The organism is Zoogloea sp. JDB1, from assembly GCF_056724025.1.
Genome location: NZ_CM161496.1, coordinates 3,953,578 through 3,980,562, shown reverse-complemented (window position 1 = coordinate 3,980,562; position 26,985 = coordinate 3,953,578). Strand labels below are relative to the sequence as shown.

The window sequence follows — 26,985 nt, the reverse complement described above, 5'->3', positions numbered from 1 at the left end:
CCTACTTGTGGATGAAAACTGCATCCGGCTTCACTGCCAGGAGTCCGTCCAGATAGACGTAGCTCGCATAGTCCGGCATGTCCGATTGTTCGGTGAGCTTGTTCTTCAGCGCCCAGCGGGTTTCATCTTCCAAGGTCAGCAGCAGCGTCTGGTCGAGGACGACCTTGTAATTGAAGGCGTCCCAGACCTCCCGAACCAGCTGCGTGTCGATCTTTGCCGCTGCGGCGACGATGTTCTGCGCGTCCGCCGGGTATTTCTCGACAAACTCCTCTGCCTTGATCAGCGCGCGGAGGAAGCGTTTGACTGCTTCGGCGTGCTGGCCTACGAAGTCCTGCTTGGCCGCGATATTGAAAGTCTCGGTGTAGATCTGTCGGTCATAGAACACCACGCCGCTGGTGCCCAACTGATGCTTGATCTGGGTGAGGGGATAGTTCCACGTCGAAACCGCATCGACTTGCCGGTTCAGCATCGCCTGTTGCATTTCATCGGGCTTCAGCGCCACGGCCCGTATGTCGCCTTTGCCCAGACCTTTGGCGGTGAGCATCGAATCGAGGAAAAATTCGGAGGTGGTGCCGGCGGTGTAGCCGATGCGCTTTCCCTTCAGGTCTTCCGCCGTCTTGATGCCGGCGTCCATGTTGGCGACGATGGCGTTGTTGAGGGTGCTCGACTCGATATTGGCAAGGATGAAGATCCTGGAGCCGCTGAGGATGCTGAACATCACCGGCGTTTCCGCCACGGTAGCAATGTCGGCTTGTCCATCCAGAACCGACTGCAGTGCCGCCTTGCCATGGGTATGCTGCTGCAACTGCACATCCAGATCCTCTTCAGCGAAATAGCGCCGTGCGGCCGCCACATGGATCAACGTGCTTTGCGGTTGGTAGGTGTAGGCAACCCTCATCTTCTGGGGCGCTGCCGTTGCAGTGTGGGTCGGGTTTGATGGTGTGGAGTCGTCGCAACCCGCTATGATCAGCGCGGCAGTGATGGCCAGCAGTGCTTTCCACATCGTGCTCCCCTTTTTTCATCGCAGGCGTCCGTATGCATCCCGCGTTGTCAGGGAGCGTCTCATCCCAAGATGGGCTGTCGCTATGAAGTGCTGCACTGCCTCAGCCTGGACCCGAATACTCCATGCTTCAACAGGGACGGTAGAACCGTGCGGGCGTGGAATGACCGGGCAAACTTCTTCTGCATCCAGGTACCTGATTTGGCGACACACGTCGCTTCGGCCGGCGTCCCCAACGCCGTGATGCGATCCCCGTAAGCACCTATAGCCAGCCCTTGGTGATGAACTCCATCACCGGATAAACCCGGTTCTCCAGCCGATGCGCATGCACCGCCTCGACGATGCGCGCCACGCCGCTGGCGTAAGGCGTATCCCCATAGACGCGTGTCTCCATCTGCACGCTGCACGCGCCATCCTCGATGCGGATGCGGTGGAAGGCATGGCGGGCGAGTTGGTTCTCGGGGATGTGCAGCGTGTCGTGCTGTACCGACGGCTTGCGGACGGACTGGATCGCCTCCGGCGCCAGTCCGAGCGCATGGGCCATGCTCACCGCCGTGCCCGGCACCGACGTCTTCGATGCCTGGTGGGATTCCACCAGCTCGATCTTGTAGCCGTGGAACAGCGGCCCCGACGCCTCCAGCATCGCCATGAACTTGAGCATCAGGATGTTCGTGTTGGGGCACAACACCACCGGAAACCCGAACTCGCCGCCCTCGACGTCCGACCCGGTGGACAGCTCGATCAGCGGCGACCCCGTGTCTGCACAGAACGCACTCACCTCCGCCAACTCCCGCCCCGACCCCGCATGGACCACGATGGCCTGCCCATCGCCCGAAGCCCGTTCTTCCCACGAAACGACCTGGTAGCGCGTGTCCAGCTCCAGCGAGCCGAGCAGCTCCTTCGCCAGCTTGCCGGCGCCTACGATGATGACTTGCATGACTACCGCTTGAGATTGAAAGCGGGAGATTGTGAGGGAAGGGCGTGAGCTTGTGTTGGAGGGATTCAGGGACTCGTCGATGTCCTCTACTGTTCCGCGGTGGTGGATGCGGAAGGCGTCACCTTGTCGCGTTCGATCTCGCGCATGGGATAGACCTCTTTTACATAGAAGTAAAAGAAAGCCACCGACAGCGCCAGCACCAGCAGGCCTACGATCTGCGACGTCATCTCCATGCCTGCGGGCCCGATCTTGAGGGTCGAATTCGTTGTTGTGGGTGGGGCAGATTCTTCGCTGGTGGATTCGGCGGCCGGCGCCTGCCCAGCCTGTGCATTGGCAGCTTTCGCCTTTTTGGCATGCGCTCGGCCCGTGTAGTCGCGCTTGAACTGCAGGTAGGTGATCCACAGTCCGAAAGCGACGATACCCATCACGATGCAGAACAGGAGTTGCGTGGAGAACAGATGCCATTCCCAGCCGCGCCTCTCGTAGTCCCGTTGCCATTGGATGTGGGCCGCCTGGTCCTTCTGGTCCAGTTCCACCAGGGTTTGGGGCATTGTCGGTGTGCTCGTTTCCTGAGCCCCGACCGCGTATTTCTTTGCAGTACCACTGATGTCGATGACCGCCCCCAAGGTGGTCGTCGGGTTGCCGACCAGTACCGAGCACAAGCATGCACCAGCGAGCATTCGTATCGCCACCGACATGCTCACGCCCCTCCCGTGACCTGGGCCAGCAGGTCCAGGTAGTAATACAGCTCCTTGTAAGGGCAGTCCTTCGGAATGCCCGCCTCGAAAGGGGCAAGGTCGGCGGCGTTGTTCCTGCGGATCAGCTCTGTGAGCACCTTGCGCAATGCCCGCAATTCTTGCGGCGTACCGGCATAGTTGCTCCGGCACGCGTCCCCGGTGGTCAGACCCGGCGGCGTCGGCAAGGTTTGCTGCATGATTTTCGTCGGGGTGCACCCCAGGCTTCCCAGATTCCCGATCACGGTCATCTGTTGCTCGGGCGACAAGCTGACGCCCCTGAACACATTGGCCTTGAAAGCCTCATGCTTCTCGACCGTCAATTTGCTGGCATCGATGGGCTTATACATCCGTAGCTCCGCCGCCTTTGGCGGCGTCTGCTGTTGCGCCTGTGCTGCAGATATGCCGGCCACACCGATGGCCAAGCACAAGATGGCCTTGCACAGAGTTGCCGGGATCCAACGCCGCACCTTGCACGAGTTCATGGCAACCTCCCCAAGGACGCTCATGCATTTCTTATAGGGGAGCGAGGCTGCTTGCGCAAGGCTCGCTCCCTGACGCGCTGGGCGCCGGCATGGCTGCCAGTCAATAAGATGCCGATACTGCTCAGAACTGTATTTTTATTCAATACTCTGCCACTATACGACCCCCCAATTTTCCCTTGCGGGAAATGCACGTCGTCGAGCAATGGCTTCAAACAAAGCGCATCACGCCACAGGTTGGGCCGCAGCGGTAATCGCGGCTGCGGTGGTCGCCCACGCCGGCGCGGGTGGCCCATATCAGATGTGGAGCGCGTTGAGCTTTTTGATGGGCTTTATCGGCAGCACCGCACCCGACTGGCTGGAAGTGGCCTGGTGGTCTAGGTCGCGCCGTTTATGGATCACCCACCGGACCCTGACGCATTGGGGCCTGGCCTGGATCGCGCTCCTTTTCTATTCCTATGAGCAACTCGGCAAAAGCACGCCGGCGCCGCTGGGCCTGGGCTTTGCCATCGGCGGGTTGATGCACCTGTTGGCCGATTGGCCCAACCCCCTCGGTGTGCCGTGGCTGTGTTGCCGCCATTCCCTCAATTGGTGGAAGAGCGGGCGCTGCGATCTGCTCGTCGTTGCCGCGTCTTGGATTGGTGCTTTTGCGTGCGCGGATTACGTCTGGTTCCACGGGATTCACTGTGCGTGGATCATGGAGTGCGTGCGTTCGGCAACCCGATAGCCGTCGAGGCGGGGGCTGCCGGGTGCCCGTTGCGGCAAGGAGGAGGTCCAGCCGTGCCGTGCCGCCTCGATCGCCGCGATGTCGATCGTGCCCATCTGCATCATCGCCTCGAAAGCCCGCTTGGCCGCCGCGCGATCCGGTTTTCCTTCCCTAAGGTTGCGGCCTGACGGCGCTCAAACGAGCTCGACGATGCTTGGACTGATGCATGGCTGTGCCTGGGCTTCAGGGGATACGGCTACGACAGGCGGAGGATCGGTCGTTCCCCAGGGGCCGCATCAACCTGCTAATGGTGAGATCTGGTGTCGTTGGCCGTTCCCCAGGCCAGGTCGGCAAGCCTCCCAGCTTCAATAGGCTGCGAGGATTTTTTCGCAATTGTGCGCCACTGAGCAGGATAAGGCTGGATCCCTTCTGCCGCTCCCCCCCAGAAACTCGCCTTGATGCCGAGCACAACGGTGCCGCCCTTGACCTGCGGTGGGGGAAGCAACTGCGCGGCAGTGATGAGTTTGTTCGCAAGAGGCCTTGGCAAAGAGGGTTCCAGGGCAAGCCAGACTTTCGACTTCTTCCCAGGCCGAATTCCGACGACGATGTGCCCGCCGGCAGGGGAGGCCGGGGAATGCGATTTCACGTTTTCCCCAAGCGTATTGCTGAGCAGGGAAATGTAGTCTGCCAATACTTTCGGGTCCGATATGCGCTGGGATAGAACGAGATCGGGCTGCAGCATCGTGACGCCAAGCATTCGGTAGCTCTCCACAGCCAGAGCCTTGTCGGTAGTTGATCCGGTCTTGTGTTCAAGCCCAAGCCTGTCGAGATCGTCAAGACTCATGATCGGCGAGTACATGAGGTCGGATCGATCGGTTGAGCGTGGCCACCCGAATCGCATCTCGCCGATGGCGCGTTTCGTCATTTTCAATAATCGGGTCGACGCGCGCTCTGTAAGCATGGCCTGATCCTTGTTGTAGTCAAGGAGCCGTGCCAATGAAATAACCGAACTGTTCAAGCCCTTGTTGTGGGCCGAAAACTGAAAGCGGAAATTCGCCGATCGCGAATTGATATCCCGGAGGGTCAGGAATATTCGATAGGTGCTTGGCGATGCTTCCGGAAGCGAGGCAGACGCAGAGGCTCCCAGTGACAGGATATCTTCCAGAACGTATTGATTGGTACCGGGTAGCGTGGTCAGATTGAGCGGGGGTAGTTGGAGGGAGGCCTTGACGCGGATATTGAAGTCTTGTTGAAGCCGCTTGGCCAGCAACGAGGCAAGGTCCTCCGGGAAGTCGTCGAGGGGAATCAGGTAAACCGATACTGCATCGAGTGGGTTTTGCGGCGCATTGGATTGCTTGAACCGTTTCATGTCGATCAGTTCAATCGCAGACATTTCCTGGAAGACTGGCGAATAAGTCTCCCAAAGTGCTCTGGTGGTGCCGGATATCGAGACGATTGCGAGATCCAGGTTGTCGTTACCCCAGAACATGGAGTACATGACCCGGTATGGTCCCTCTACGGTTTCCAGGCAGATCCGGGTAAGTAGCCCCTGAATACTCTCGCCACACGTTGAGACAATCTTCTCGACGGATTTCTTTTTTGCGTCCGCAAAGTTGAGGATAAATTCTTTGGCGCTCTTGCCGGTAATGGCTTTCACACCCATGAATGCCTGAATTTTTACGCCGGTCGTATATGGCCCACCGGTGCGCGAATCTTCCTTTGAGATGGTCCAGGTATAGCTGGCTCCCTCATGATGCTCCGAGTAGAACCAGTCGACCGGACGCAGTATCTTGCCGCCGGTGGGCTCCAGGATTTGCGTCACATACTGAGCCGGCTGCTCCGCTGCAGCGTATGTCGGCAAGCCCGTAGAAATAATCAGCGCGAGCAGAAATAAAAAGAGCTTCACGGGTTCTCCTCAACCTTTCCAGCAGGGCCGATGGTTCATCTCTGCGGGGGGCACATCTGGTATTCAGCCAGCCTTTCAGGCTGATGGCAGCCGACCTGTTTCCTATGAATCGGTCTCATCGTACATACGCTTGCTATCTGGCAGGCGAATATACCAAATAACTTTATAAAAATGATGATGAAATTTTGTTGATTCGGTGGCTGGTCGAGCTGACGAATGATTTCATCATGCGGCATCCTGCCAGGAGAACTGATCTGCAGCCGTCATAATTGACATGGCTGGACGTCTCGGTCCATTTCTCGCTTCCCGCATCTGAACTCACGATGTTCCGAGCATCGTGAGTTCATCTTTGCGTCAAACCGGTTCATTTCGGAGTTGAACCAGTTCAGCCCGGACTTGAACCGGTTCAACTCTGGGCATCGAATGTTCATGTCCCAGCCCCGAAGGTTCAGATCCGAGGGCCGCGAGTTCAAATCGCGGCTCCGACAGTTCAAGTCCATGCATCTCGAGTTCAATGCCGCGGAGCTGAAGTTCAAGTCCGGCGAGGAAAGGTTCAAATCGCAGGGGAACGGGTTCTATTCGGTGGGGGTGGTGCGGCCCGCGAAGGGCTACAGGTGCTTCTCCGCGCTGGGCATCCTGATGTCCGCCGCTGAAGGGCAGGGCTCGCCGCCTCAACGCCGCGGCGTCGACAGCCAGCGGAGTACCGTGGCGAACAGGGCGGTGGGTTCGACGGGTTTGCCGAGGTGGTCGTTCATGCCGGCTTCGAGGCAGCGCTGGCGGTCTTCGTTGAAGGCGTTGGCGGTCATGGCCAGGATCGGGGTCGTCGCGTGATCGGCCTGGTTGCAATCGCTCAGCAGGCGCAGGGCCCGGTTGAGGCGCAGTTGTTCGCGAACCGAATCGGAGTGCTCCGCGCTGAGCTGGAGCAGGCGGTCCTGGGTGTCGGCGAGTCGGTCGAGAACGCTGCCTTCCGTCCCTTCCACGTGGGGAATGGCGGTGGACTGGTCGTTCCGGCCAAGGTCGGCGATGGCGGCATAGATGTCGAGCACCGATCCGCCCAGGATCTTCTTCTGGCGGCGGTGGACGCTGTAGGCCAGCGCGACGAGCAGCGCGAACATCAGCCCGAAGGCGGAACGAATGTGGATGGCCTCGGCAGCGTGCACGTCGTCCAGCGTGCGCCGGTCCATCACGGCTTCGAATTCGCCGATGGGCGCCATGATGTCGGCCTTGGCGCGGTGGTAGGCGGCGTCGTGCAGCATGAGGATGGCCTCTGCGCGCCGGGCCGCGAAGTCCGGGCTACGGGCCTCGACGAGGGCCATGGCGGCGAACTCGGTACGCGTCAGCGCGTCGGAATTGGCCTTGGCTTCGCGCAGCTTGGCGAATTCGTCCGCGGTGAAGCCGGCCCGCTGCATCAGTGTCAGCAGCGGCAGCGGCGGGGCGCGGGCGGTAGTCGTCGGCGAGGGCCAGGTCCCAATAGATGTGCTGGTAGTCCACCGGGCGGGCGCGGCGGCCGTTGCGGATGTCGAGGATCTCCTGGTAGTGGGCCTTGAACAGGGGATCGCCGGTGACGATGTAGGTCCGCACCATGCGCGTCAGGTCGTCGGACGACTGGCGCAGTTCCTCGGCGAGCAGAGAGGACTGGTGGCGCAGTTCGTTGGCGTGATCGATCTGCTTCTCGGCGCGCACGTAGACCAGGAAGGTCATCACCATCACGACGAACAGGCCGAGCGTCAGCCAGATGTGGCTGGAAAACCTGGGCAGGGCGCCTTGGGCTGACGGCATACGGATGGTGGCGTGGGCGATGGATCGGCTGGGCAAACGGGAAACCAGTATCACCGATATGAGTATCTGCACACCGTCGGGGAATGCGCCCTATCGCACACCTGGCAGCACGAACCGTGTTCGGTTGCGTGGGCTCCGCTGCGGCCAGCCATCACGGTGCTGCGTTGATCTGGAAACGGTTGCGGTAGGCGCCGGGGCTCATGCCGATGCGTTGCCGGAACAGGCGCGAGAACGAACTGGTATCGGTGTAGCCGACTTCGCCGGCGATGAGGTCCACGCTCAGGTCGCCGGTTTCGAGCAGGGCGCGGGCGGCTTCGAGGCGGAGATCCTGCAGGTAGGCCAACGGCGTTTGCTGCAGGGCGGCCTTGAAGCGCCGGATCAGCGTGCGGTCGCTGACCGCCAGTGCAGCGGCAAGCGCCGAAATGCGGAGTTCCTGCGTCATGTGGCGCTGCAGCCACTGCTGCGCACGCTCCACCAGCGAATCGGCGTGGGGCCGTTCGGCCAGTAGCGGCAGGTAGGGCACCTGGCTGGTCTGGCTGACGTCGATCAGCATGCTGCGGGCCACCTGCGAAGCAATGGCCGGCCCGACGAAACGCTCGATGACGCGGATGGCCTGAAGCAGGTAGGAGGCCGAGGCACCAGCACAGATCAGCCGCTCCGTTTCGGTCAGCACCGAGCGCAGGTGCAGGTCCACCTGCGGGTAGCGGGCACGGAATTGCTGCTCCAGCCACCAGGTGGTGGTTGCGGCCTTGCCGTCGAGCAGGCCGGTCTGAGCCAGGACGAAGGTGCCGGTGCAGTTGGCGGCGATCCATGCGCCGGCCTGCCACTGGCCGACCAGCCAGGCGCAGGTATCGGCCTGGGCGGCGAGGATCTGCTCAAAGGCCTGCCGCCCGCCGTAGTGCAGGCTGGGCACTAAGACGAGGTCGTAGTGCTCACCGGGCTCCAGCCTGCGGGTTGCCAGTGGCAACCCATTGCTCGCCACGACCGGCTGATCCGAAATCGACACGAACTGCCATGCGAACTGTTCCGCTGCCGCGCCTTGCCGGCGTACCAGATGGGCGTTGGCGACCTGCAGGATGTCGGCAAAGCCGCCGACGCTGGAGGCGTGGCATTGGTCGAAGGCAAGGATGGCGGCACGGATCATGGAGTGGCGGATGTCGCACAGAAATAGTCAGTTTCGCCACTCTACACACTGGGGTCCGGTTTCTAAACTGCGTCCGCATTCATCACCACCGACCGATCAGAAACGGAGCCCGTTCATGAAAGTGTTCATCGTTCACGCCCACCCCGAGCCGAAGTCCTTCTGCACGGCGATGAAGTCGACGGCCGTCAAGGAATTCCAGCGCCAGGGCCACGAGGTGCAGGTGTCAGACCTGTACGCGATGGGCTTCCAGCCGGTGGCCTCGGCGGCGGACTTTGGCGCGCGCGCCAACCCGGAGTACTGCGTCTATGCCCTCGAACAACGCCACGGCGCCGGCAACGGCACCCTCAGCGCGGACATTCAGGCCGAGCTTGACAAGCTGCTGTGGTGCGACTTGCTGGTGCTGGTCTTCCCGGTCTTCTGGTTCTCGACGCCGGCCATGCTGAAGGGCTGGATCGACCGGGTCTTCGTGTCGGGCCAGGTCTATGGCGGCAAGCGTGTGTACGACCGCGGCGGGCTGGTCGGCCGCCGTGCCCTCGTCGGCCTCACGCTGGGCGGCCAGGAACACATGTTCGGGGCAGAAGGCATCCACGGCCCGCTGGACGGCATGCTGCGCCATCTGCTGCAGGGCACGCTGGGCTACGCGGGGCTGCAGGTGCTGCCGCCCTTCGTCGGCTGGCATATTCCCTACATCAGCGACGAGGCGCGCAACGGGATCATGGACGACTGGAAGGCCCGCCTCTGCTCAATTGAAAGCGACGTGCCGCTACAGTTTCCGAGCCTCGCGGATTACGACGATCGGCTGAGGCCCCTCGCCGTGGCCCATCAAGGCGCTTCTGCCGGGGCCGCTTCTGCCGGGTCGTAAGGCTCGACCTTGTCCTGCTCGGCCGGATCGTTGCGGGCGACGATTGCGCGGGCCGGTTCATCCTTGCTGAGGTTGATGGCCTGATGGGGCACGTCCGGCGGAATGAACAGGAAGTCGCCGGCGCAGCTGATCACGCTGTCGCGCAGCCCTGGGCCGTAGCGTGTCTCGACGCGCCCGGCGAGGACGTAGATCGCCGTCTCGTGGCCGCGGTGCAGGTGGGGCGCCGACATGCCGCCCGGCGGAATCACCACCAGATGCATGGACAGGCCGCCACTGCCGGCCGTGGCGCCGGAAATACCTACAAAATAGGGTAGCCGCTGGCTGGTGAGGACTTCGCTGTCGGGGCGCACCGCGACGACGGTCGGGGAGGGACGTGTGGGTGACATGCCGGACTCCTTGCGGACGCACCACGGCCAAAGCATGGTGCTGCTGTAAAGCTAGCCAAACCGGGGCGGAAGCGCCAGGCGCTGAGGAAGAATCGTTCGTCGGCCCCGAGTGAGTTATATTGCGACGCGACAAAATCAACCGTCTGGTGCTCCCATGTCTCAAACCCCGCTTTCCTTCCCGCGTCGCATCGCGCTGGCCTGCGGCAGCTTCCTGTCGATACTGACCGATCCCGAATTCGCCGCACGGATCGTCGGCCTGCGGGATGGCCATGGTCATGCCCCGCAGCCGGCGCCTGTTGCTCCCGTAGCTCCGGTTGCGCCCGCCGCGCCGGTGGCCCCCGCGGTGCTGCAACGTGCCCCTCACGAGGCGGCACAGCAGCTCCTGGGCCTGCTGCAGCGGGATGCGCGCCTCATCGACTTTGTGCAGGAGGATATCGCCGCGTATTCCGATGCCGATATCGGTGCCGCCGCGCGGGTCGTGCATGAAGGCTGCCGCAAGGTGTTGAACGAGCACTTCCGGGTCGAGCCGGTGCGCAAGGAGAGCGAGGGCAGCCGCATCACGCTGGCCGAAGGCTTCGATGCCGCTGCGGTGCGCCTGACCGGCAATGTCGCGGGCCGTCCTCCCTTCACCGGCAGCCTCAGCCACCGGGGCTGGCGGGTCACCGAGAGCCGCCTGCCCAGCCTGGCCGACGGCCACGATACGTCCATCATCGCCCAGGCAGAGGTGGAGCTGTGAGCGCCCGCTACACGATCGGCATCGATCTGGGCACGACCCACTGTGCGCTGTCCTACGTGGACATTGAGGCCAGTGACGGCGAGAAGGCCGTGCAGCAGGTGCTGGCGATTCCGCAGCTCAGCGGTCCGGGCACGGTGGATGAACGCCCGCTGCTGCCGTCCTTCCTCTATCTGCCCCACGCCGACGAACTCGCCGACGGCGATCTCCATCTGCCGTGGTCGCGCAGCCAGGACTTCGCGGTTGGTGAGTTTGCGCGCAGCCGCGGCGCCGCCACGCCGATCCGTCTGGTGTCGAGCGCGAAGAGCTGGCTGTGCCACGCGGGCGTGGACCGCCGGGCGGCGATCCTGCCGGCCGAGGCCTCCGCCGACGTGCCGCGCATTTCGCCGCTCACCGCCTCGATCCGCTACCTGTCCCATCTGCGCGACGCCTGGAACCTGGCCCATCCGGAGGCGCCCTTCGCCGAGCAGGATGTGACTGTCACGATCCCGGCGTCTTTCGACCCGGCGGCCCGCGAGCTCACTGCCGAGGCGGCGCAGGCAGCAGGCTATGGCCCGATGACGCTCCTCGAGGAGCCGCAGGCCGCGCTCTACAGCTGGATTCAGAAGAGCGGCGGGCAATGGCGCAAGGAAGTGCGCAAGGGCGACCTGATCCTGGTGGTGGACGTGGGCGGTGGCACCACCGACCTGTCGCTGATCGCCGTGCTGGAGCACGAAGGCAACCTGGAACTGCACCGGGTGGCGGTGGGCGAGCACATCCTGCTCGGCGGCGACAACATGGACCTGGCGCTGGCCTACGGCGTCGCACGCAAGCTTGCCGCCCAGGGCTCCCAGCTCGACCCCTGGCAGACGCGGGCGCTGGCTCATGCCTGCCGCGGGGCAAAGGAGACGCTGCTGTCCGACTCCACGGTGGCAAGCGTGCCCATCGTCGTGCCGAGCCGCGGTTCGAGGCTGATTGGCGGTTCGATCCGCACCGAGCTCACCCGTGACGAACTGACGGCCAGCCTGATCAACGGCTTCTTCCCGCAGGTTGCGGCCACCGACCGGCCGCAGACGCGGGCCCGTGGCGCGCTGACCCAGCTGGGCCTGCCCTATGCGCAGGATGCGGCGATCACGCGCCATCTGGCCGCCTTCCTCGGCCGCCAGCTCGACGCGACGGCCGAGCTGGAAGGTTTCGCCGATGCGCCGACGGCCAACGCGAGCTTCCTGCACCCGACCGCGGTGCTCTTCAATGGTGGTGTGCTCAAGTCCGGGCTCATCGCCGACCGCGTGCTGGACATCCTCAACGGCTGGCTGGCTGCGGAAGGCGCGGCGCCCGCCCGCCTGCTCGGCGGGGCCGACCTCGATCTGGCCGTGGCGCGCGGTGCCGCCTATTACGGCTATGTCCGGCGCGGGCGTGGCGTGCGTATCCGCGGCGGCACGGCGCGGGCCTATTACGTGGCGGTGGAGTCGGCGATGCCGGCAATCCCCGGCATGGAGCCGCCGGTACAGGCCTTGTGCCTGGCCCCCTTCGGCATGGAGGAGGGCACCGACGCGGCGCTGCCGGAGCAGGAGTTCGGCCTGGTCGTCGGCGAGCCGGTGCGCTTCCGCTTCTTCGGTTCCTCCGTGCGACGCCAGGACCAGGTCGGCAGCACGCTGGACTTTTGGGCAGCGGACGAATTGCAGGAGCTGGAGGAGATCGAGGCCACGCTGCCCGCCGAAGGCCGCGTGCCCGGCGAGGTCGTGCGGGTGAAACTGCATGCCCGCATCACCGAAACCGGCACGCTGGAGCTCGAGGCGTTGCCAGTCGGTGGCCATGAGCGCTGGAAAGTGCAGTTCGACGTGCGCGGTGAAGGTGGCGTCTGAGCGGGAGGCCGTGAGCCGCTACACCGTCGGTATCGACCTCGGTACCAGCAATACGGTCGTTGCCTACGCGGCGCCGGGCGAGACCCGCATCGAGTTGCTGGCCATCGAGCAGTTCGTCGGCCGCGGCGAGGTTGCGGCCCGGCCGCTGCTGCCCTCGCTGCGCTACCACCCGGCGCCCGGCGAGCTGGATACGGCTTCGCTGAGCCTGCCATGGCAGGTGGCGCCGGACGGGGATGAGGGCCTGCCGGCGATCATCGGCAGTTATGCCCGCGATCTGGGCGCCCAGGTGCCGGGGCGCCTGGTGGCCAGTGCCAAGAGCTGGCTGTCCCACGCGGGCGTCGACCGCAGTGCGCCCATCCTGCCGTGGGGGGCCGGCGATGATGTGCCGCGTGTGTCCCCGGTGGCCGCCAGCGCCAGCTATCTCGCCCATGTGCGCGCCGCCTGGGATGCGCGTTTTCCGGATGCCCCGCTGGCGGCCCAGGACATCGTGCTCACGGTGCCGGCATCCTTCGACGAAGGTGCCCGCGCCTTTACCGTTGAGGCCGCGCGGCTGGCCGGCCTGCCGCAGCTACGGCTTGTCGAAGAGCCCCAGGCAGCCTTTCATGACTGGTTGTTCCGTCACCGGGAGCAACTCGCCAGTGAACTCGCCGGGTCGCGCCTGGTGCTGGTCTGCGACGTAGGCGGCGGCACTACCGACCTCACCCTGGTCCAGGTGGAGGTTGGGCAGAGCGGGGAGGGCGGCGTGCCGCGGCTGACCCGCATCGGCGTCGGCGACCATCTGATGCTCGGCGGCGACAACATGGACCTGGCCCTCGCTCATCTTGCCGAGCGTCGCCTGGGAGGCACCGAGCGCCTGTCGGCGGCGCGCTTTGCGCAGCTGGTGCAGCGCTGCCGGACAGCCAAGGAACAATTGCTGGCGGCCGACGGGCCGGAGCAACTCAGTGTGACCCTGCTCGGCGAGGGCTCCCGGCTGATCGGCGCAGCGCGCTCCGTCGTGCTGACCCGCGCGGAGGTCGAGGCGCTGGTCGTCGATGGCTTTCTGCCCGTCGGCGGCTCCGACGAAACGCCGCAGCGGCGCCGGGCGGCGATCGTCGAATTCGGCCTGCCATATCCAGCCGATCCGGCGATCACCCGTCATCTCGCGGCCTTCCTGCAGCGCCATGCGAGTGCGGCACGAGCGGCCCTGGGGCCGGATGCGCTGCCCGCTGGTGAGCTCCCGGTGCCGGATACCGTATTGCTCAATGGTGGCGTGTTCCGCGCGGACGCGCTGAGCCGACGGCTGGTGGACGTGCTCACCGCCTGGCGCGGCAGTGCGCCGCGTGTACTGCACAACGACGCCCCCGATGTGGCAGTGGCGCGCGGTGCCGTCGCCTTCGCTCTGGTGCGAGAGGCGCGCACCGGCCTGGGACCGGCCATCGGTGGCGGTTCGGCACGCAGCTATTTCCTGGTGCTGGAGGAGGACGGGCGGCGGAGCGCGATCTGCGTGCTGCCGCGGGGTACGGAATCCGGCCGCGAAGTTGTATTGCCGGACCGCCGTTTTGCGCTGCAACTGGGCCGGCCGGTGCGTTTCCACCTTGTCTCCACCAGCGGCGACAGTCCCTGGCAGGCCGGCGATCTGGTCGATCCGGACCAGGCGGATTTCATTCACCTGCCCCCCGTTGCCGCGCTGCTGCCCGCGTCGCAGGGCAGTCGCCAGAGCAGCGTGGTCGTGAGCCTGGCCGCCACGATGACAGAGGTTGGCACTCTGGAGATGAACTGTGTCGGCACCGGCGAGGACCGCCCACGCTGGAAGCTGGACTTTGCGTTGCGCGGCGAGGCCACCGAAGTCCCTCCGCCGGCTGCTCCAGGTCTCGCCGAGGCCATCGCGCTCATCGACGCGGTCTTCGGTAGCCAGGGCAAGGATGCCGACCCGAGAGGGGGGCGCCAGCTGCGTATCCGCCTCGAACGGTTGCTCGGCCCGCGGGATGAATGGGACACGGCGCTGCTGCGCCCTCTCTTCGACGCCCTCGTCGAGCGTGCCCGGCGCCGGCGCCGTTCTGCGGAGCACGAGCGGGTGTGGCTGAACCTGGCGGGCTACTGCCTGCGCCCGGGGCTCGGCGCGGCCCTCGACGAGTGGCGTATCGAGCGGCTGTGGGCGCTGTTCGGCGAGGGTATCCAGTACGTGAACGAGGGCCGCAACTGGAGCGCCTGGTGGACTCTGTGGCGCCGCGTGGCGGGCGGACTGCCCGAGGCTGCGCAATTGCAGGTGCTGGAGGTGCTGGCCGGCCATCTGGAGCCCGCCGCCGAGGGGCGTGCCCGTGCGCCGCTGCAGGCCAGCTATGAGGATATGGTGCGTCTGGCGGCGGTGCTGGAGGGGGTGCCGGTGATGCACCGCATCGAGGTCGGCAAGTGGCTCATGGAGCGTCTGCAGCGTCCGGCCGAAAGGGCGCAGGCGTGCTGGGCGCTCGGCCGCGTCGGCGCTCGCGCGTCGCTGTACGGCAGCGCGCACCAGGTGGTCCCCCCCGAGATTGGCGCCGAGTGGCTGGCGGCCGTGCTGGCCCTCGACTGGAAGGCGCTGCCGCAGGCCGGTTTTGCGGCCGCGCAGATCGCCCGCCTGACCGGCGACCGCAGTCGGGATCTGCCCGATGAGCTGCGCGAAGAGGTGATCCGCCGCCTCACCGCGATCCGCGCACCGCAGGGCTGGATCACGATGCTGCGGGAAGTCGTCCGGCTGGACGAGGCCGAAAGCCGCCTCAGCTTCGGCGAGGCCTTGCCGGCGGGGCTGCGCCTGATCTAGCGCCGTTCCCGGTCGATGCGGAGCCGGTAGCGGAAGGCGTCGCCGCGGTAATACACATAGTCGAATTCGACAGGCGTTCCGTCCCGCGTGAACGCCAGCCGCTCGATGTGGAGGACCGGCGAACCGGTTTGTACGTCCAGATAGGCCGCCAGCGTGTCGTCGGCGACCAGCGCCTGGATGGACTGCTCCGCATGGCCGAGGGGGAGGCCGTAGTCCTTTTCCAGAATCAGGAACAGGTCCCGGCCGGCGAGGTCCTCACGGGCCAAGCTGCGGCCGAGCTCTTCCTTGACGTAGGTGATGTCGAAGGAGATCGGCTTGTCGTCCAGATAGCGCACGCGGCGGATCTCGGTGACGGGGGCGCCGACGGGGATGCGCAGGCGATCGGCAATGCGTGCGTCGGCCGGTAGGTTGGTCAGGCCCACGACCCGGTTGCGCGCGGAGTAGCCTTGTTCCGCCATGGCTTCGGCGAAGCCCTGCAGGCGGGCCAATTCCTGGGTCGCCTTCTCCTCGGGCTTGGCGACGTAGGAGCCCTTGCCGGGAATGCGGAAGATCATGCCGTCCCGTTCCAGGTCGCCCAGGGCCTGGCGGACGGTGATCCGGCTTACGCCGAAGAGGGTCATCAGCTCCTTTTCGGACGGAATGCGGGCGTGGTGCTGCAGCGTGCCGTTGAGGATGTTGCCGCGGACGCTTTCGCGAACCTGCTCGTAGAGGGGGACGGGCGGCGCGAGCGGTGTGCGGGGATTCAGTGCGGATCCGTTCATCAGGCAACCCTGCTCAGGTGGCGTTTGGGGGCCTCGGCCGCGCTTTCGCGGCCGCTGGTGGCATCCTGTTGAAACGTCTCCGAACCGAGTACCCGCTCGAGGATCCTTTCCTCCTGTGCCGCGAAGGCCGGGTCGCCCCGGTGGCGCGGGCGTGGCAGGTCGATCCGTTCGTCCAGGGCGACCCGGCCGTCCTCGAGCAGGATGACCCGGTCGGCCAGCGCCACGGCTTCGGCCACGTCGTGGGTGACCAGCACGGCGGTAAAGCGCTGGCGTTGCCACAGGGATTCGATGAGGCGTTGCATCTCGATGCGCGTCAATGCGTCGAGGGCCCCGAGGGGCTCGTCGAGCAGGAGCAGCGAGGGTTCATGGACCAGGGCGCGGGCCAGCGCCACCCGCTGTTTCTGGCCGCCGGACAAGGAGGACGGCCAGTCGCCGGCACGTTCTCCAAGGCCGACGTGGCGCAGGGCCTCTTCCGCCTGGGGGCGGGCATGCCTGTCGAGCCCGAGGGCCACGTTGGCGATGACGGATTTCCACGGCAGCAGCCGGGGCTCCTGGAACATGAAGCGCACGTCGCCATGGGCATTGGCCTTGTCGTCGTCCAGGCTTACGCTGCCGGCGGTGGGCGATTCCAGGCCGGAGAGGATGCGCAGCAGCGTGCTCTTGCCGCAGCCGCTGCGGCCGACGATGGCCACGAACTCGCCGGCCTCGATACCCAGATCGAGGCGCTGCAACACCTTGCGCTCGCCATAGGTCTTTTCCAGGCCGCGGATGGTGACGGACTGTCCGCCTTGCGGGGCGACTGCCTTCAGGGCGGGAAGGGTTGGGGCTTGATAGGTCATGGCGCTCATTCAGTGTTGGGTCTGATAGCGGGGATGCCAGCGCAGGCTGGTGCGTTCCAGTCCGCGGGCGAGCATGTCGGCGAGCTTGCCGAGCAGGGCGTATAGCAGGATGCCGACCAGCACCACGTCGGTCTGCAGGAACTCGCGGGCATTCATGGTCATGTAGCCGATACCGGACTGGGCCGAGATGGTTTCGGCGACGATCAGGATCACCCACATGAAGCCGAGGGAAAAGCGCACGCCGACCAGGATCGACGGGAGGGCGCCGGGCAGGATGACTTCCCGATACAGCTGCCAGCGGGACAGACCGTAGCTGCGCCCCATCTCGATGAGCCCCTTGTCCACCGAGTGGATGCCGTGGAAGGTGTTGGTGTAGATCGGGAAGAACACGCCCAGGGAAACCAGGAACAGCTTGGCAGCCTCGTCGATGCCGAACCACAGGATCACCAGCGGGATCAATGCCAGCGGCGGAATGTTGCGGATCATCTGCAATGTGGAGTCGAGCAGCGTTTCGGCGCTACGCAGGCTGCCGGTGAGCAGCCCGAGCAGCAAGCCCAGGCCGCCGCCCAGCGCAAATCCGGACAGGGCCCGCAAGGTGCTGATCCGCATGTGGTTCCACAGCTCCCCCGACTCCGACAGCGTGACGAAGGCCTTCAACACATCCCACGGTGCGGGCAGGATGCGGGTGGATAGCCAGCCCTGGCTGCTCGCCGTCTGCCAGGCGGCGAGCAGCAGGACGGGCAGAAGCCAGGGCGCGGCGCGGCTGAAGAGCCGGCTTTCGGTGTGCGTGCTCATGATCGTCGGTCCGCGGGCGTGCGCCTCAGCGCTTGGGCAGCAGTGCGTCCTTCACCAGGACGGGCTTGGGAATCAGCTTCAGCTGATGGAAGGTATCGGCAATGCGCTGCTGTTCGGCGGCGACCGTGTCGCTGATCGGCTTGACGCCGAAGTTCTGGCGATTGACGGCGAGTTCGGTGGTGGCCACGTCCAGGCCGAGCAGGGGGGCGATCTGGCGGGCGACTTCCTTGCGGTTCTGGCTGGCCCACTGGTCGCTCTTGGCCAGTTCGTCCAGCAGCGCGGTGAGGATCGGGCCGTGCTTTTCGGCATAGGGGCGGGAAGCCAGGAAGAAGGCGTGGTTGTTCACCGCACCCTTGCCGTCGGCCAGTACCCGCGCACCGATCTGCTTTTCGGCGGCGGCGAGGAAGGGGTCCCAGATCACCCACGCATCGACACTGCCGCGCTCGAAGGCGGCACGGGCATCGGCCGGGGGCAGAAAGATGGTTTCCACGTCCTTGTATTGCAGCCCGGCTTTTTCCAGCACCCTGACCAGCAGGTAATGGACATTGGAGCCCTTGTTGAGCGCAATTTTCTTGCCCTTCAGTTCGGCGACGGTCTTGAGCGGGGAATCCTTCGTCACCACGATGGCTTCGCCGGCGGGTTCGGGAGGCTCGTTACCCACATAGACGAGATTGGCGCCGGCAGCTTGCGCAAAGATAGGCGGTGTTTCTCCGGCCTGGCCGAAATCGATGGCGCCGACATTCAGGGCTTCGAGCAGGGCCGGCCCGGAGGGGAACTCGACCCATTTCACGGAAACGCCCAGCGGGGCCAGGCGCTTTTCCAGGGAGCCCTGGGCCTTGAGCAGCACAAGGGTGCCGTATTTCTGGTAGCCGAGACGCAGCACCTCGGGTTCGGCGGCTTGTGCGCCATGGAAGGCGGGCAGCAGGCCCAGGCCCAGAAGGAGACCCAGAGCGTGACGACGGGCGGATTTGAAACGGTTCATCGGGCGGTCCTCGAAATGAATCAATTGAAGAATCACCGGCAATGGCGATTCGGCTTTCATCCATTATCGGGACGGCCTCATTGCATCCGAACCAATTTTTCCGAATTAGCTTATTAGATTTAGTTGTGACGTGTCAGAACCTGTTATATCCGGTTCTGACTAAGCTAATTAAAATAAATTGGTTCCCCGGAAATAGGGCTGCGGATAACTTGGCGGCACTGCGCAGCACCGACAACGACCTATTTCCTGGAGTACGACCTTGAGCCTCGACTTTCTCTGGTTCCTGCCTTCGGGCGGCGACACACGCTATCTGGGCACGACAAAGGGTGCCCGCCCGGTGACCCACAAATATCTGCAGCAGGTGGCGGTCGCGGCCGACAACCTCGGCTACGACGGCATCCTGATTCCGGTCGGCAGCGGCTGCGAAGATCCGTGGATCACGGCAGCCACGCTGGCGCCACTGACCGAGCGCCTGAAATTCCTGGTCGCCGTGCGGACCGCTGCGGCCCTGCCGACCACCACCGCCCGGATTGCCGCCAGCCTGGATCGGGCGACCAATGGCCGTCTGATGATCAACGTGGTTGCCGGCGGCAACGCAGCCGAGCTGGCCGGCGACGGCATCTTTCTCGATCACGACCAGCGCTACGAGGAGGCCGATGAATTCCTCACCATCTGGCGCAAACTGCTGTCGGGCGAAACCGTGGATTTCGAAGGCAAGTACCACAAGGTCGAGAACGCCCGCCAGAAATTCCTGCCGATCCAGAAACCCACTCCGCCCGTGTATTTCGGCGGCTCCTCGCCGGCCGCCCACGAGCTGGCCGGCAAGCATGTCGATGCCTACCTGAGCTGGGGCGAACCGCCTGCGGCGGTGGCCGAGAAGATCGCCGACGTCCGCGCCAAGGCGGCCAAGCACGGCCGGACGGTCAAGTTCGGTGTGCGTTTGCACGTGATCGTGCGTGAAACCAACGAGGAGGCCTGGGCGGCGGCAGAGCAGCTGATCAGCCATGTGGACGACGAGACCATCGCGGCCAGCCTGAAGGACTACGCGGCCTATGACTCCGTCGGCCAGCAGCGGATGACGGCCCTGCACGGCGGCAACCGGGACAAGCTCGAGGTGAGCCCCAACCTGTGGGCCGGCGTCGGGCTGGTGCGCGGTGGCGCCGGTACGGCCCTGGTGGGCGATCCGCAGACCGTAGCGGCGCGCCTGCTCGAATATGCGGATCTCGGGATCGAGAGCTTCGTGCTGTCGGGCTATCCGCATCTGGAAGAGGCCTATCGCTTCGCCGAACTCGTTTTCCCGCTGTTGCCGGGCAAGGCCCATCTGGCACAGGCCGCGGAGGCGGTGACCGGCGGACCGTTCGAAGGCATCAGCCGGCGGCCTGCCGCCACGCCGGAGAACGCCCGCGCAGCCTGAAGCACACACGCTCACGTATCGCTCGTCGACGCCGCTGGTGAGTACCGGCTCGTCGACGCAACCCTGTATCAGCGCATTCAGCCTCGCGTGGGACAGGCCCTTGCCTGTTCGAAAGCGTGCCGGCCGATGCGTATGCTCGTCTGCTTAACTATCGAACCATGACCCAGAAGATCATTGATTTCCGTAGTCGTCCGGCCCTGCTGGACGATTTTTATGGCGCCACGCCGGGTACGGCCAGTTTCGAATCGGCAAAATGGCTGAATCGTCGCACGGGCTCGACGCAGGATGACCATTTCGTCCGCTCCCTCACGGTGGACGGTTACGTGGCGGAGGTCCGCGAAAGCGGGATTCACCGCGCGGTGGTGGTCGCGCGGGATACGCCGGGGCTCCGGATCTCCAACGACCGCATCCATGAATTGACCGCGCCTCATCCCGAGCTGATCGGCCTGGCGTCGGTGGACCCGCAAACCACGGGCGTCGAGGCGGCCATCCGGGAGGTAGAGCGGGCGGTGAACATCCTCGGCCAGAAGGCCGTCAATATCGAGCCCGGCTTCGGTGCCCCGGCCCTGCTGCCGGACGACCGCCTGTATTTCCCCTTGTATGAGGCGTGCCAGAGCCTCGGCGTGCCGGTGTGCCTGATGAGCGGCCCGACCACGCCGGATCTGGACTTCAATGATCCGGCCGCGGTGGGGCGTGTCGCCCGGGCTTTCCCGCAATTGCCCATCGTCTGCTATCACGGCTTCTATCCACGCGCCGATGAGATTGTCGGCGTGGCCTTCCGCTACGAGAACGTCTATCTGGTGCCGGACATGTATCTGTTCGCACCCGGTGGCCGGCGTTATGTGGAAGCCGCCAACGGGGTACTGCAGGACCAGTTCCTGTTTGCGACCTCCTATCCGTTCCGCGCGATGCGGCAGACCGTGGACGACTTTCTGGCCCTTGGTTGGCGCGAAGAGGTGCTGCCCAAGCTGCTCCACGACAACGCCGCGCGCTTGCTCGGTCTGTAGCGGACGGCGAGCCCGACAGCTGCGGAGGCGGTGCAGTTGTCGAGCCCAGGGAGCCTGAGCGTCAGTCGATGGCGAACAGGCGGGCGGCGTTGCCGTACAGGAGTTTGTCCAGCAACGATTCCTTGAAGCCCAGTTGCTGGAAGTCGTCGATGCTCTGCCGGATGGGCCGGAAGGGATAGGACGATCCGAACAGCAGCTGATCGCCAAGGAAGCCGTTGGCTGCATCTACGTAAGCCTGGCTGCCGGCGACGAAGAGATACATGTCCGGTACGAGGTGGATGTTCTCGTAGCGGAAAGCGACGCCCAGCGCCTGCTGCACGTTCGGCCAATAGCCGTGGTAGCAGACGATGGGCAGGCTTGGGAAGGCTTGGGCCACGCGGGCAAGGGCCGCCGGATCGTTGAAGCGCGGGTCCGGCGTGGTCGGGCCGCTCATCAGGAAGATCGGCACCTTGAGGTGGGCGCACAGCTCGTAGATCGGGAAGTAAACCGGGTCGTCGGCGTGGCGGGCCGGTTCGCCGAAGCCGGGTTCGATGTCGATGCCAGCCAACCCGAGGTCGCGGATCGCCCGTTCGGCTTCGTCCACGGCGGTGTGGCCTTGCAACTGTGGATCCACACCGGCGATGCCGAGCAGTTCGTCGTGTCCATTGGTGATCTGGTGGATCAGATCGATCGGCAAGTGTTGCCCAGGCGTGTGGCGGCCGACGACCACGGCCTTGCTGAGGCCGGCATCCCGCATTTCGGCGAGGAAGCCTTCGGGCGTGCGGGAACGGGCGTAATGTTCGTCGTCGCCCCGGGTGCCGACGCGGCGGTTCAGCCAGCGGGCGGTTTCATTGGCGGCGCTCCCCGGTGTTGCGCCGAAAAAGTCGTGCAGGTAGGCGGGGCGACAGCGCAGGTCGATGACACGGGTCATGCGGTTACCTTTTGGGTGTTGTTGGAATTGACGGTCCGGGCATCGAAGGGGCCGCCGGTCATCACGTGGTCCTGGATGGTGACCGGCTTCTTGCCCGGCAGCAGCGGGAAGACCAGTTCGGCGAAGCGATAGGCTTCTTCCAGGTGCGGGTAGCCGGACAGCACGAAGCTGCTCACGCCGAGGTCGGCGTATTCCTTCAGGCGGGTGGCCACGGTCTGCGGATCGCCGACCAGCGCGGTGCCGGCGCCACCGCGCACCAGGCCGACGCCGGCCCACAGGTTGGGGCTCACTTCCAGCTTGTCGCGGCGGCCGCCGTGCAGGGCGGCCATGCGTTGCTGGCCGACCGAGTCCATCGCCGCGTAGCGGGCCTGGGATTTGGCGATCGTCTCGTCGTCGAGGCGGCTGATCAGGCGCTCCGCGGCGGCCCAGGCTTCGTCGTTGGTTTCCCGCACGATCACGTGCAGGCGCACGCCGAAGCTGACGGTCCGGCCATGTCTGGCCGCTTTGGCGCGGACGTCGGCGATCTTTTCTGCGACGGCGGCCGGCGGTTCGCCCCAGGTCAGGTAGGTGTCGATGTGCTCGGCGGCCAGCTCGTGGGCGGCCGGCGACGAGCCGCCGAAATACAGGGGCGGATAGGGACGCTGGACCGCCTCGAAGAAATTCCGGGCGCCTTCCACACGGTGGTGCGCGCCATGGAAATCGACGGTTTCCCCTTGCAGCAGCCGCCGCCAGATCGCCAGGAACTCGGAGGCTTCGGCATAGCGTGCGTCGTGGTCGAGGAAGATGCCGTCGCCGGCCAGCTCCGTCGAGTCGCCGCCTGCCACCACGTTGAGAAGCAGACGACCGTGGGTGGCCTGGTCGAGGGTGGCGGCCATGCGCGCAGCGGCGGTCGGCCTGGTGAGGGCCGTACGCAGGGCGACCAGCAGCTTCAGGCGCCGGGTTGAGCCGGCAATGCTGGATGCGGTCACCCACGGGTCGAGGCAGCCACTGCCGGTGGGGATCAGGATCCCGTCATAGCCCAGGTTGTCGGCAGCGACGGCGATCTGCTGCAGGTATTCCTGAGTGACCGGGCGACCGGTATTGGATTTGCCCAGATAACGGGTGTCACCCGAAGTGGGCAAGAACCAGAAGATGTCGAGACTCATGATGGTCCTAATAGGGTTGATATCGAGCGTCGTTGCGTCATGCCGGTATCCCGGCGAGGGCTTGCTGCAGGTCGGCGATCAGGTCGTCTACGGCCTCTATCCCGATGGACAGGCGCAACAGGTCGTCGGGGCACAGGCTGTCGGGGCCTTCGACGGGCGCACGGTGCTCGACCAGGCTTTCCACCGCGCCGAGGGAAGTGGCCTCCTTGAAGAGGCGTAGCGAGCCGGCCACACGTCGGGCGCCGATGGCCCCGCCCTTGACGCGGAAGGACAGCATGCCGCCGAAGCCGTCACGCATCTGGCGTGCGGCGATCGGGTGGTTCGGATCGCGTGGCAGGCCGGGATAGCGGACTTCGATCACGGCCGGGTGCTCTGCGAGGCGGTTTGCGATGTGAAGTGCGGAGCGGCTCGCGGTCCGTACGCGCGGAAACAGGGTCCGCATGCCGCGCAGCAGCAGCCAGGCTTCGAAGGGGCCGAGTATCGCGCCTGCCTGGCCACGGTACTGGCAGATCGTCTGCCAGTCGTCCGAGTCGGCGCGGGCGACCACTGCGCCGGCGACCACATCGGAGTGGCCGTTCAGGTACTTGGTTGCCGAATGGACCACGAAGTCGGCACCCAGATCCAGCGGGCAGGTATGCACCGGCGTCGCCACCGTGGAGTCCACTGCCACCCGCGCGCCGTGGGCACGTCCCAGTGCGCTGGCGGCCTCGATGTCGGTGACTTCCCAGGTCGGGTTGGCCGGCGACTCGATCCACAGCAGACGCGGGGTCGGGCCGGAGAGTGCCTCCTGGAGGCTGCTCAGGCTGCTGTTCTCGTATTCGGCCAGAACAATGTTCCATTGCGCCGCAAAACGCCGTGCCCAGTTGCGCAGCGCCCAATACATGTTGCGGGGCACGACGAGTTTGTCGCCCGGCTTCAGGATCTGCAGCACCGCGGTGCTCGCGGCCATGCCGGAGGCGAACAGCCGCGCGTCGTGGCCGTTTTCCAACTGGCACAACAGGGCTTCGGCCTGATCGTAAGCAGGCGATGCGTCGCGGGCATACAGCCGGCCGCCGCTCAACTGGCCGTCTGCATCCCTGGCGTAGGTGGTCGCCATGTGGATGGGGCCGACCACCTCCTGGAAGGGCAGTGCAGGCTGGCCGAGTGCTTGGGCGGCGGCAGTTTCGGGGCTGACGGAGGGTTGGCGGACGGGCGTTGGGCTCATGGCAGGTTGACGATGGAATGGTGGGAACGCGGCGCTATCGCCCACGTTCCCCGTGAGCACCGGATCAGTTCCACGGGTGGCGCGGAGGATTGATGCCGTTCAGGTGGTAGTTGCCGATATGAAAGTACTTCCAGCGCACGGGGTCGTGCAGGGTATGGACGCGGGCGTTGCGCCAGTGCCTGTCGAGGCCGTGGGCGGCCAGCGTGGCGCGGGTGCCGGCCAGTTCGAAGAGGCGGTTGCTGGCTTCGAGGGCGATCTCCGTCGTCAGTACCTTGGATTCCGCGGTGGCGAGGGTGGCCTCGTTAACGCTCTCTTCGCTTGGTTCAGCCAGGGCGGCATCGATGCGACGTCCGGCCCGCTCAAGCAGGGCTTCGGCAGCGTGGAGGCGAATTGCCAACTGGCCGACGGCCGAGATGGTCAGCGGATCTTCGGCAGCGGTCTCCTTCCCGCTGTCGATCCACGGACGGCTCTTTTCGCGCACGAAACTGATGGTGTCGTCGAGAGTGCCGCGGGCGATGCCGGCATCGATCGCAGCCTGGATGATCTGCGAGATGGCGCCTGCCGCGGTGGGGGTGTCGAAGGCCAGGATCGGTACGACGCGGGACTTCGGCACGCTCACCTGCTCGATCTTCACCGAGCCCGATGCGGTGGTGCGCTGACCGAAGCTGGACCAGTCGTTGATCACCGTCAGGCCCGGTGCATCCCGGTCGGCAAAGACCAGGTAGCCCTTGCCGCCATCATCGACGGCGACGATGGGAACGATATGGGCGAGCAGTGCGCCGGTGGTATAGAACTTCTGACCATGGACGATCACGTGATCGCCCTTGTCGAGCACCTTGGTTTCGAAGGTCGCCACGTTGCGGCTGTTCAGTTCCGAGAAGGCATTGCCGAAACGGTAGCCCTGCAGGGCCAGCCCGAAGAGTTCGCGCTTCTGTTCTTCACTTGCATCCAGGCCGATATGGGCGACCAGCACCAGGTGGTTCTGGGTGATCTGGGCGATGCTGGAGTCCGCTGCGGCGATGATCTCGATGACCTCGGCCACGGTGGCGTAGGACACGCCGGCGCCGCCGTAGGCCTTGGGGACCGTGATGCCCCACAGGCCCGATTGGGAGTAGGTGTCGATCTCACTGATGGGCAGGAAGCCTTCACGGTCGCGCAGGGCGGCTTCCCGGGCGAATTCCCGTGCCAGCTGACGGGCTACGGCGATGGCCTCCGCGTCGTCGCGGATCACGTGGGCGGCTTGGGTCGGGCGAGGCCGGGGGCTGAAAGGAAGGGGCGAGTTGACACGCGGGCGTTCAGCGATGGCGGTGTTTGAAATGCTCATGGGGGATCCTGTAGTCGAATGCGGGACGGGCGGGGCCGGCAAGGGCACCCGCCCTGAGGCTTACTTGCCGCTGCCGATCTGCCAGATGTACGGCGGCTCGGTACCGTTGATGCTCCAGTCGCCGACGATGCGCGCCTTGTAGATCAGCGGGTTGTGGGTGGCGACGGTACGTGCATTGCGCCAGTGCCGGTCGAGGGCGCGGGTCTCGCTCGCTGAGGACGCCCCCAGCGCATTGAAGAGATCGCTGGAGGCGCGGATGATCAGCTCGGAGACGATGATCTGGGCCTTGGCGGACTCGATCTCCGCGTCGATGTTGGCGGCCTTCTCGCGCTCGTCATCGCCGCCGAAGCGTGCCTCGTAGGCCCGCTGGGCCGGCTCGGCGGCCCTGACTGCGGCAGCCTCGGCGGCATAGACCAGCGCTGAGATCTGCCCGATCACCTGCTGCACCTGTACGTCCTGGGCAACCTGCGGGGCGTTGCCGGTGCTGAACACGCGATGCCGGTCCCTCACCGCTTGGGCTGCATCGCGTTCAACGGCGCGTCCGATGCCGGCCTGGACCGCCAGCAGCACGAGCTGATAAAGCGCAGTCTGGTACTTGAAGCGGGTTGCGAAGTCGATGACGTTTTCCGCTTCGACCAGCGCGTTCTCGAAGCGGGAGGTGCCGCTGCCAGTGGTGCGCTGGCCGAACCCGTCCCAGTCGTCCTTCTGGGTGATGCCGGCCTGGTGCGTGCTGACCGCGGCGATCACGTCGCCGTCGTTGTCCGTCCGCTTGGCGTACACGTCGATCCAGTCGGCGAAGATGCTGCCGGTGCTGTAGTACTTCTCGCCGTTGAGGCGCCACTTGCCGCCGTCAGGCGAAACCCGGGTGATCACTTCGCCGAGTTTGACGGTGCCGACCTCGGTCCACGCGTTGCCGACGATGTCGCCTTCGACGAAACGCTGGAACCACAGGGAACGTTGCGGCGACGGTGCGGCGTTGAGGCGGTCCTCGACGAACGCGAAGTGACCGCGCAGGGCCTGCGGCAGGTTGGAGTCCGCTTCGGCCAGTTCGATCAGCAGGCGGACCAGTTGGGGCAGGGAGGCGCCGCCGCCGCCGAATTCCTTAGGCACGCGGACCGCCCCGAAGCCCGCCTTCTTGAGCCATTCGATGGGTTCGTAGGGCAGTTGGCGCTGGCGCTCCCGCTCCAGCGCGCCTTCGGCGATGCGCGCGAAAATCGGGCGAAAACGGGACGCCAGGGTCTCGTAGTCCGTGCCGGTGGACAGCGGATTGTCGTTTCGGGTGTCGCTCATGGGGATCTTCCTTGCTCTGCGGGGC

Annotated in this window: 25 protein-coding genes; 7 read left to right on the top strand and 18 right to left on the bottom strand. The window is 65.2% G+C overall.

Translation table 11 applies throughout. The features are described from left to right. Position 1: 1 nt before the first annotated feature. The 4 genes from AC1PPK_RS18000 to AC1PPK_RS17985 form a co-directional block, all read right to left on the bottom strand. A complete protein-coding gene (locus tag AC1PPK_RS18000; protein WP_481114386.1) occupies positions 2-1,003 on the bottom strand; it encodes an ABC transporter substrate-binding protein in 1,002 nt (333 codons plus the stop codon). A gap of 259 nt (positions 1,004-1,262) precedes the next feature. Beyond that, complete coding sequence (locus tag AC1PPK_RS17995; protein ID WP_481114385.1) at positions 1,263-1,937, bottom strand: dihydrodipicolinate reductase; 675 nt, start codon at positions 1,935-1,937, stop codon at positions 1,263-1,265. A gap of 86 nt (positions 1,938-2,023) precedes the next feature. After that, positions 2,024-2,641: a hypothetical protein gene (locus tag AC1PPK_RS17990; RefSeq protein WP_481114384.1), complete on the bottom strand. Its 618-nt coding sequence runs from the start codon at positions 2,639-2,641 to the stop codon at positions 2,024-2,026. Continuing rightward, entirely contained in the window at positions 2,638-3,156 is a 519-nt protein-coding gene (locus AC1PPK_RS17985) for a hypothetical protein (RefSeq protein WP_481114383.1), read from the bottom strand. Before AC1PPK_RS17985 ends, AC1PPK_RS17990 begins: the two co-directional genes overlap by 4 nt. A 202-nt stretch (positions 3,157-3,358) precedes the next feature. Here AC1PPK_RS17985 and AC1PPK_RS17980 point away from each other — a divergent pair, with 202 nt between their 5' ends. Next, positions 3,359-3,880, top strand: a complete 522-nt coding sequence (locus AC1PPK_RS17980; protein WP_481114382.1) for a metal-dependent hydrolase — start codon at positions 3,359-3,361, stop codon at positions 3,878-3,880. A gap of 283 nt (positions 3,881-4,163) precedes the next feature. On the opposite strand, the gene AC1PPK_RS17975 is transcribed toward AC1PPK_RS17980, so the two are convergent. The 4 genes from AC1PPK_RS17975 to AC1PPK_RS17960 form a co-directional block, all read right to left on the bottom strand. Further along, a complete protein-coding gene (locus AC1PPK_RS17975) occupies positions 4,164-5,765 on the bottom strand; it encodes a hypothetical protein (protein ID WP_481114381.1) in 1,602 nt (533 codons plus the stop codon). A 671-nt stretch (positions 5,766-6,436) separates the two neighbouring features. Beyond that, on the bottom strand, positions 6,437-7,174 hold the full coding sequence (locus AC1PPK_RS17970) for a response regulator (protein WP_481114380.1): 738 nt from the start codon (positions 7,172-7,174) through the stop codon (positions 6,437-6,439). Then, a complete protein-coding gene (locus AC1PPK_RS17965) occupies positions 7,059-7,580 on the bottom strand; it encodes a hypothetical protein (RefSeq protein WP_481114379.1) in 522 nt (173 codons plus the stop codon). The genes AC1PPK_RS17970 and AC1PPK_RS17965 overlap by 116 nt, the downstream gene beginning before the upstream one ends. A gap of 115 nt (positions 7,581-7,695) precedes the next feature. Continuing rightward, positions 7,696-8,688 carry a GlxA family transcriptional regulator gene (locus tag AC1PPK_RS17960; protein WP_481114378.1) on the bottom strand — a complete coding sequence of 331 codons (993 nt, stop codon included), beginning with the start codon at positions 8,686-8,688 and terminating at the stop codon, positions 7,696-7,698. 115 nt (positions 8,689-8,803) lie between these two features. Here AC1PPK_RS17960 and AC1PPK_RS17955 point away from each other — a divergent pair, with 115 nt between their 5' ends. Next, complete coding sequence (locus tag AC1PPK_RS17955; RefSeq protein WP_481114377.1) at positions 8,804-9,550, top strand: NAD(P)H-dependent oxidoreductase; 747 nt, start codon at positions 8,804-8,806, stop codon at positions 9,548-9,550. Here the strand turns inward: AC1PPK_RS17955 and AC1PPK_RS17950 are convergent. Beyond that, a complete protein-coding gene (locus AC1PPK_RS17950) occupies positions 9,511-9,936 on the bottom strand; it encodes a cupin domain-containing protein (RefSeq protein ID WP_481114376.1) in 426 nt (141 codons plus the stop codon). The genes AC1PPK_RS17955 and AC1PPK_RS17950 overlap by 40 nt on opposite strands. 154 nt (positions 9,937-10,090) lie before the next feature. Between AC1PPK_RS17950 and AC1PPK_RS17945 the strand changes: the two genes are divergently transcribed. From AC1PPK_RS17945 to AC1PPK_RS17935, 3 genes are read left to right on the top strand one after another with little or no spacing between them, the layout of a single operon-like run. After that, entirely contained in the window at positions 10,091-10,672 is a 582-nt protein-coding gene (locus AC1PPK_RS17945) for a DUF2760 domain-containing protein (protein WP_481114375.1), read from the top strand. Beyond that, on the top strand, positions 10,669-12,513 hold the full coding sequence (locus tag AC1PPK_RS17940; RefSeq protein WP_481114374.1) for an Hsp70 family protein: 1,845 nt from the start codon (positions 10,669-10,671) through the stop codon (positions 12,511-12,513). The genes AC1PPK_RS17945 and AC1PPK_RS17940 overlap by 4 nt, the downstream gene beginning before the upstream one ends. 10 nt (positions 12,514-12,523) lie before the next feature. After that, positions 12,524-15,289, top strand: a complete 2,766-nt coding sequence (locus tag AC1PPK_RS17935; RefSeq protein ID WP_481114373.1) for an Hsp70 family protein — start codon at positions 12,524-12,526, stop codon at positions 15,287-15,289. Here the strand turns inward: AC1PPK_RS17935 and AC1PPK_RS17930 are convergent. Genes AC1PPK_RS17930 through AC1PPK_RS17915 form a run of 4 tightly spaced genes read right to left on the bottom strand, consistent with a single transcriptional unit; the run spans position 15,286 to position 18,666 of the window. Next, positions 15,286-16,050 (bottom strand): GntR family transcriptional regulator, encoded by a 765-nt coding sequence (locus tag AC1PPK_RS17930; protein WP_481114372.1) that lies wholly within the window; start codon positions 16,048-16,050, stop codon positions 15,286-15,288. The genes AC1PPK_RS17935 and AC1PPK_RS17930 overlap by 4 nt on opposite strands. Continuing rightward, a complete protein-coding gene (locus AC1PPK_RS17925; protein WP_481114371.1) occupies positions 16,050-16,889 on the bottom strand; it encodes an ATP-binding cassette domain-containing protein in 840 nt (279 codons plus the stop codon). Before AC1PPK_RS17925 ends, AC1PPK_RS17930 begins: the two co-directional genes overlap by 1 nt. Before the next feature lie 9 nt (positions 16,890-16,898). Beyond that, positions 16,899-17,684 (bottom strand): aliphatic sulfonate ABC transporter permease SsuC, encoded by a 786-nt coding sequence (gene ssuC / locus AC1PPK_RS17920; protein WP_481114370.1) that lies wholly within the window; start codon positions 17,682-17,684, stop codon positions 16,899-16,901. A gap of 25 nt (positions 17,685-17,709) precedes the next feature. After that, positions 17,710-18,666: a sulfonate ABC transporter substrate-binding protein gene (locus tag AC1PPK_RS17915; RefSeq protein ID WP_481114369.1), complete on the bottom strand. Its 957-nt coding sequence runs from the start codon at positions 18,664-18,666 to the stop codon at positions 17,710-17,712. A gap of 259 nt (positions 18,667-18,925) precedes the next feature. On the opposite strand from AC1PPK_RS17915, the gene ssuD (AC1PPK_RS17910) reads away from it, so the two are divergent. Both ssuD (AC1PPK_RS17910) and AC1PPK_RS17905 read left to right on the top strand, forming a co-directional pair. After that, positions 18,926-20,080: an FMNH2-dependent alkanesulfonate monooxygenase gene (gene ssuD, locus AC1PPK_RS17910; RefSeq protein ID WP_481114368.1), complete on the top strand. Its 1,155-nt coding sequence runs from the start codon at positions 18,926-18,928 to the stop codon at positions 20,078-20,080. 158 nt (positions 20,081-20,238) lie between these two features. Next, positions 20,239-21,087, top strand: a complete 849-nt coding sequence (locus AC1PPK_RS17905; protein ID WP_481114367.1) for an amidohydrolase family protein — start codon at positions 20,239-20,241, stop codon at positions 21,085-21,087. 61 nt (positions 21,088-21,148) lie between these two features. On the opposite strand, the gene AC1PPK_RS17900 is transcribed toward AC1PPK_RS17905, so the two are convergent. The 5 genes from AC1PPK_RS17900 to AC1PPK_RS17880 all read right to left on the bottom strand — a co-directional run bounded on the left by AC1PPK_RS17900 (position 21,149) and on the right by AC1PPK_RS17880 (position 26,960). After that, positions 21,149-21,997: an amidohydrolase family protein gene (locus tag AC1PPK_RS17900; RefSeq protein WP_481114366.1), complete on the bottom strand. Its 849-nt coding sequence runs from the start codon at positions 21,995-21,997 to the stop codon at positions 21,149-21,151. After that, positions 21,994-23,142 (bottom strand): FMNH2-dependent alkanesulfonate monooxygenase, encoded by a 1,149-nt coding sequence (gene ssuD, locus AC1PPK_RS17895; RefSeq protein ID WP_481114365.1) that lies wholly within the window; start codon positions 23,140-23,142, stop codon positions 21,994-21,996. The genes AC1PPK_RS17900 and ssuD (AC1PPK_RS17895) overlap by 4 nt, the downstream gene beginning before the upstream one ends. Before the next feature lie 37 nt (positions 23,143-23,179). After that, positions 23,180-24,346, bottom strand: a complete 1,167-nt coding sequence (locus AC1PPK_RS17890) for a trans-sulfuration enzyme family protein (protein WP_481114364.1) — start codon at positions 24,344-24,346, stop codon at positions 23,180-23,182. 64 nt (positions 24,347-24,410) lie between these two features. Continuing rightward, complete coding sequence (locus tag AC1PPK_RS17885; RefSeq protein WP_481114363.1) at positions 24,411-25,670, bottom strand: SfnB family sulfur acquisition oxidoreductase; 1,260 nt, start codon at positions 25,668-25,670, stop codon at positions 24,411-24,413. A gap of 60 nt (positions 25,671-25,730) precedes the next feature. Beyond that, positions 25,731-26,960, bottom strand: coding sequence for an acyl-CoA dehydrogenase family protein (locus AC1PPK_RS17880; RefSeq protein ID WP_481114362.1), 1,230 nt, complete (start codon positions 26,958-26,960; stop codon positions 25,731-25,733). Positions 26,961-26,985 lie beyond the last annotated feature (25 nt).

Bases quoted from the DNA above. Each gene is read 5' to 3' on its own strand.
- AC1PPK_RS17970 (WP_481114380.1), bottom strand. From the start codon at position 7,174: ATGCAGCGGGCCGGCTTCACCGCGGACGAATTCGCCAAGCTGCGCGAA.
- AC1PPK_RS17960 (WP_481114378.1), bottom strand. From the start codon at position 8,688: ATGATCCGTGCCGCCATCCTTGCCTTCGACCAATGCCACGCCTCCAGC.
- AC1PPK_RS17880 (WP_481114362.1), bottom strand. From the start codon at position 26,960: ATGAGCGACACCCGAAACGACAATCCGCTGTCCACCGGCACGGACTAC.
- ssuD (WP_481114365.1), bottom strand. From the start codon at position 23,142: ATGAGTCTCGACATCTTCTGGTTCTTGCCCACTTCGGGTGACACCCGT.
- AC1PPK_RS17985 (WP_481114383.1), bottom strand. From the start codon at position 3,156: ATGAACTCGTGCAAGGTGCGGCGTTGGATCCCGGCAACTCTGTGCAAG.
- AC1PPK_RS17930 (WP_481114372.1), bottom strand. From the start codon at position 16,050: ATGAACGGATCCGCACTGAATCCCCGCACACCGCTCGCGCCGCCCGTC.
- AC1PPK_RS17890 (WP_481114364.1), bottom strand. From the start codon at position 24,346: ATGAGCCCAACGCCCGTCCGCCAACCCTCCGTCAGCCCCGAAACTGCC.
- AC1PPK_RS17945 (WP_481114375.1), top strand. From the start codon at position 10,091: ATGTCTCAAACCCCGCTTTCCTTCCCGCGTCGCATCGCGCTGGCCTGC.
- AC1PPK_RS17950 (WP_481114376.1), bottom strand. From the start codon at position 9,936: ATGTCACCCACACGTCCCTCCCCGACCGTCGTCGCGGTGCGCCCCGAC.
- AC1PPK_RS17900 (WP_481114366.1), bottom strand. From the start codon at position 21,997: ATGACCCGTGTCATCGACCTGCGCTGTCGCCCCGCCTACCTGCACGAC.
- AC1PPK_RS17980 (WP_481114382.1), top strand. From the start codon at position 3,359: ATGGCTTCAAACAAAGCGCATCACGCCACAGGTTGGGCCGCAGCGGTA.
- AC1PPK_RS17955 (WP_481114377.1), top strand. From the start codon at position 8,804: ATGAAAGTGTTCATCGTTCACGCCCACCCCGAGCCGAAGTCCTTCTGC.
- ssuC (WP_481114370.1), bottom strand. From the start codon at position 17,684: ATGAGCACGCACACCGAAAGCCGGCTCTTCAGCCGCGCCGCGCCCTGG.
- AC1PPK_RS17915 (WP_481114369.1), bottom strand. From the start codon at position 18,666: ATGAACCGTTTCAAATCCGCCCGTCGTCACGCTCTGGGTCTCCTTCTG.
- AC1PPK_RS17995 (WP_481114385.1), bottom strand. From the start codon at position 1,937: ATGCAAGTCATCATCGTAGGCGCCGGCAAGCTGGCGAAGGAGCTGCTC.
- AC1PPK_RS17905 (WP_481114367.1), top strand. From the start codon at position 20,239: ATGACCCAGAAGATCATTGATTTCCGTAGTCGTCCGGCCCTGCTGGAC.
- AC1PPK_RS18000 (WP_481114386.1), bottom strand. From the start codon at position 1,003: ATGTGGAAAGCACTGCTGGCCATCACTGCCGCGCTGATCATAGCGGGT.
- AC1PPK_RS17885 (WP_481114363.1), bottom strand. From the start codon at position 25,670: ATGAGCATTTCAAACACCGCCATCGCTGAACGCCCGCGTGTCAACTCG.
- AC1PPK_RS17925 (WP_481114371.1), bottom strand. From the start codon at position 16,889: ATGACCTATCAAGCCCCAACCCTTCCCGCCCTGAAGGCAGTCGCCCCG.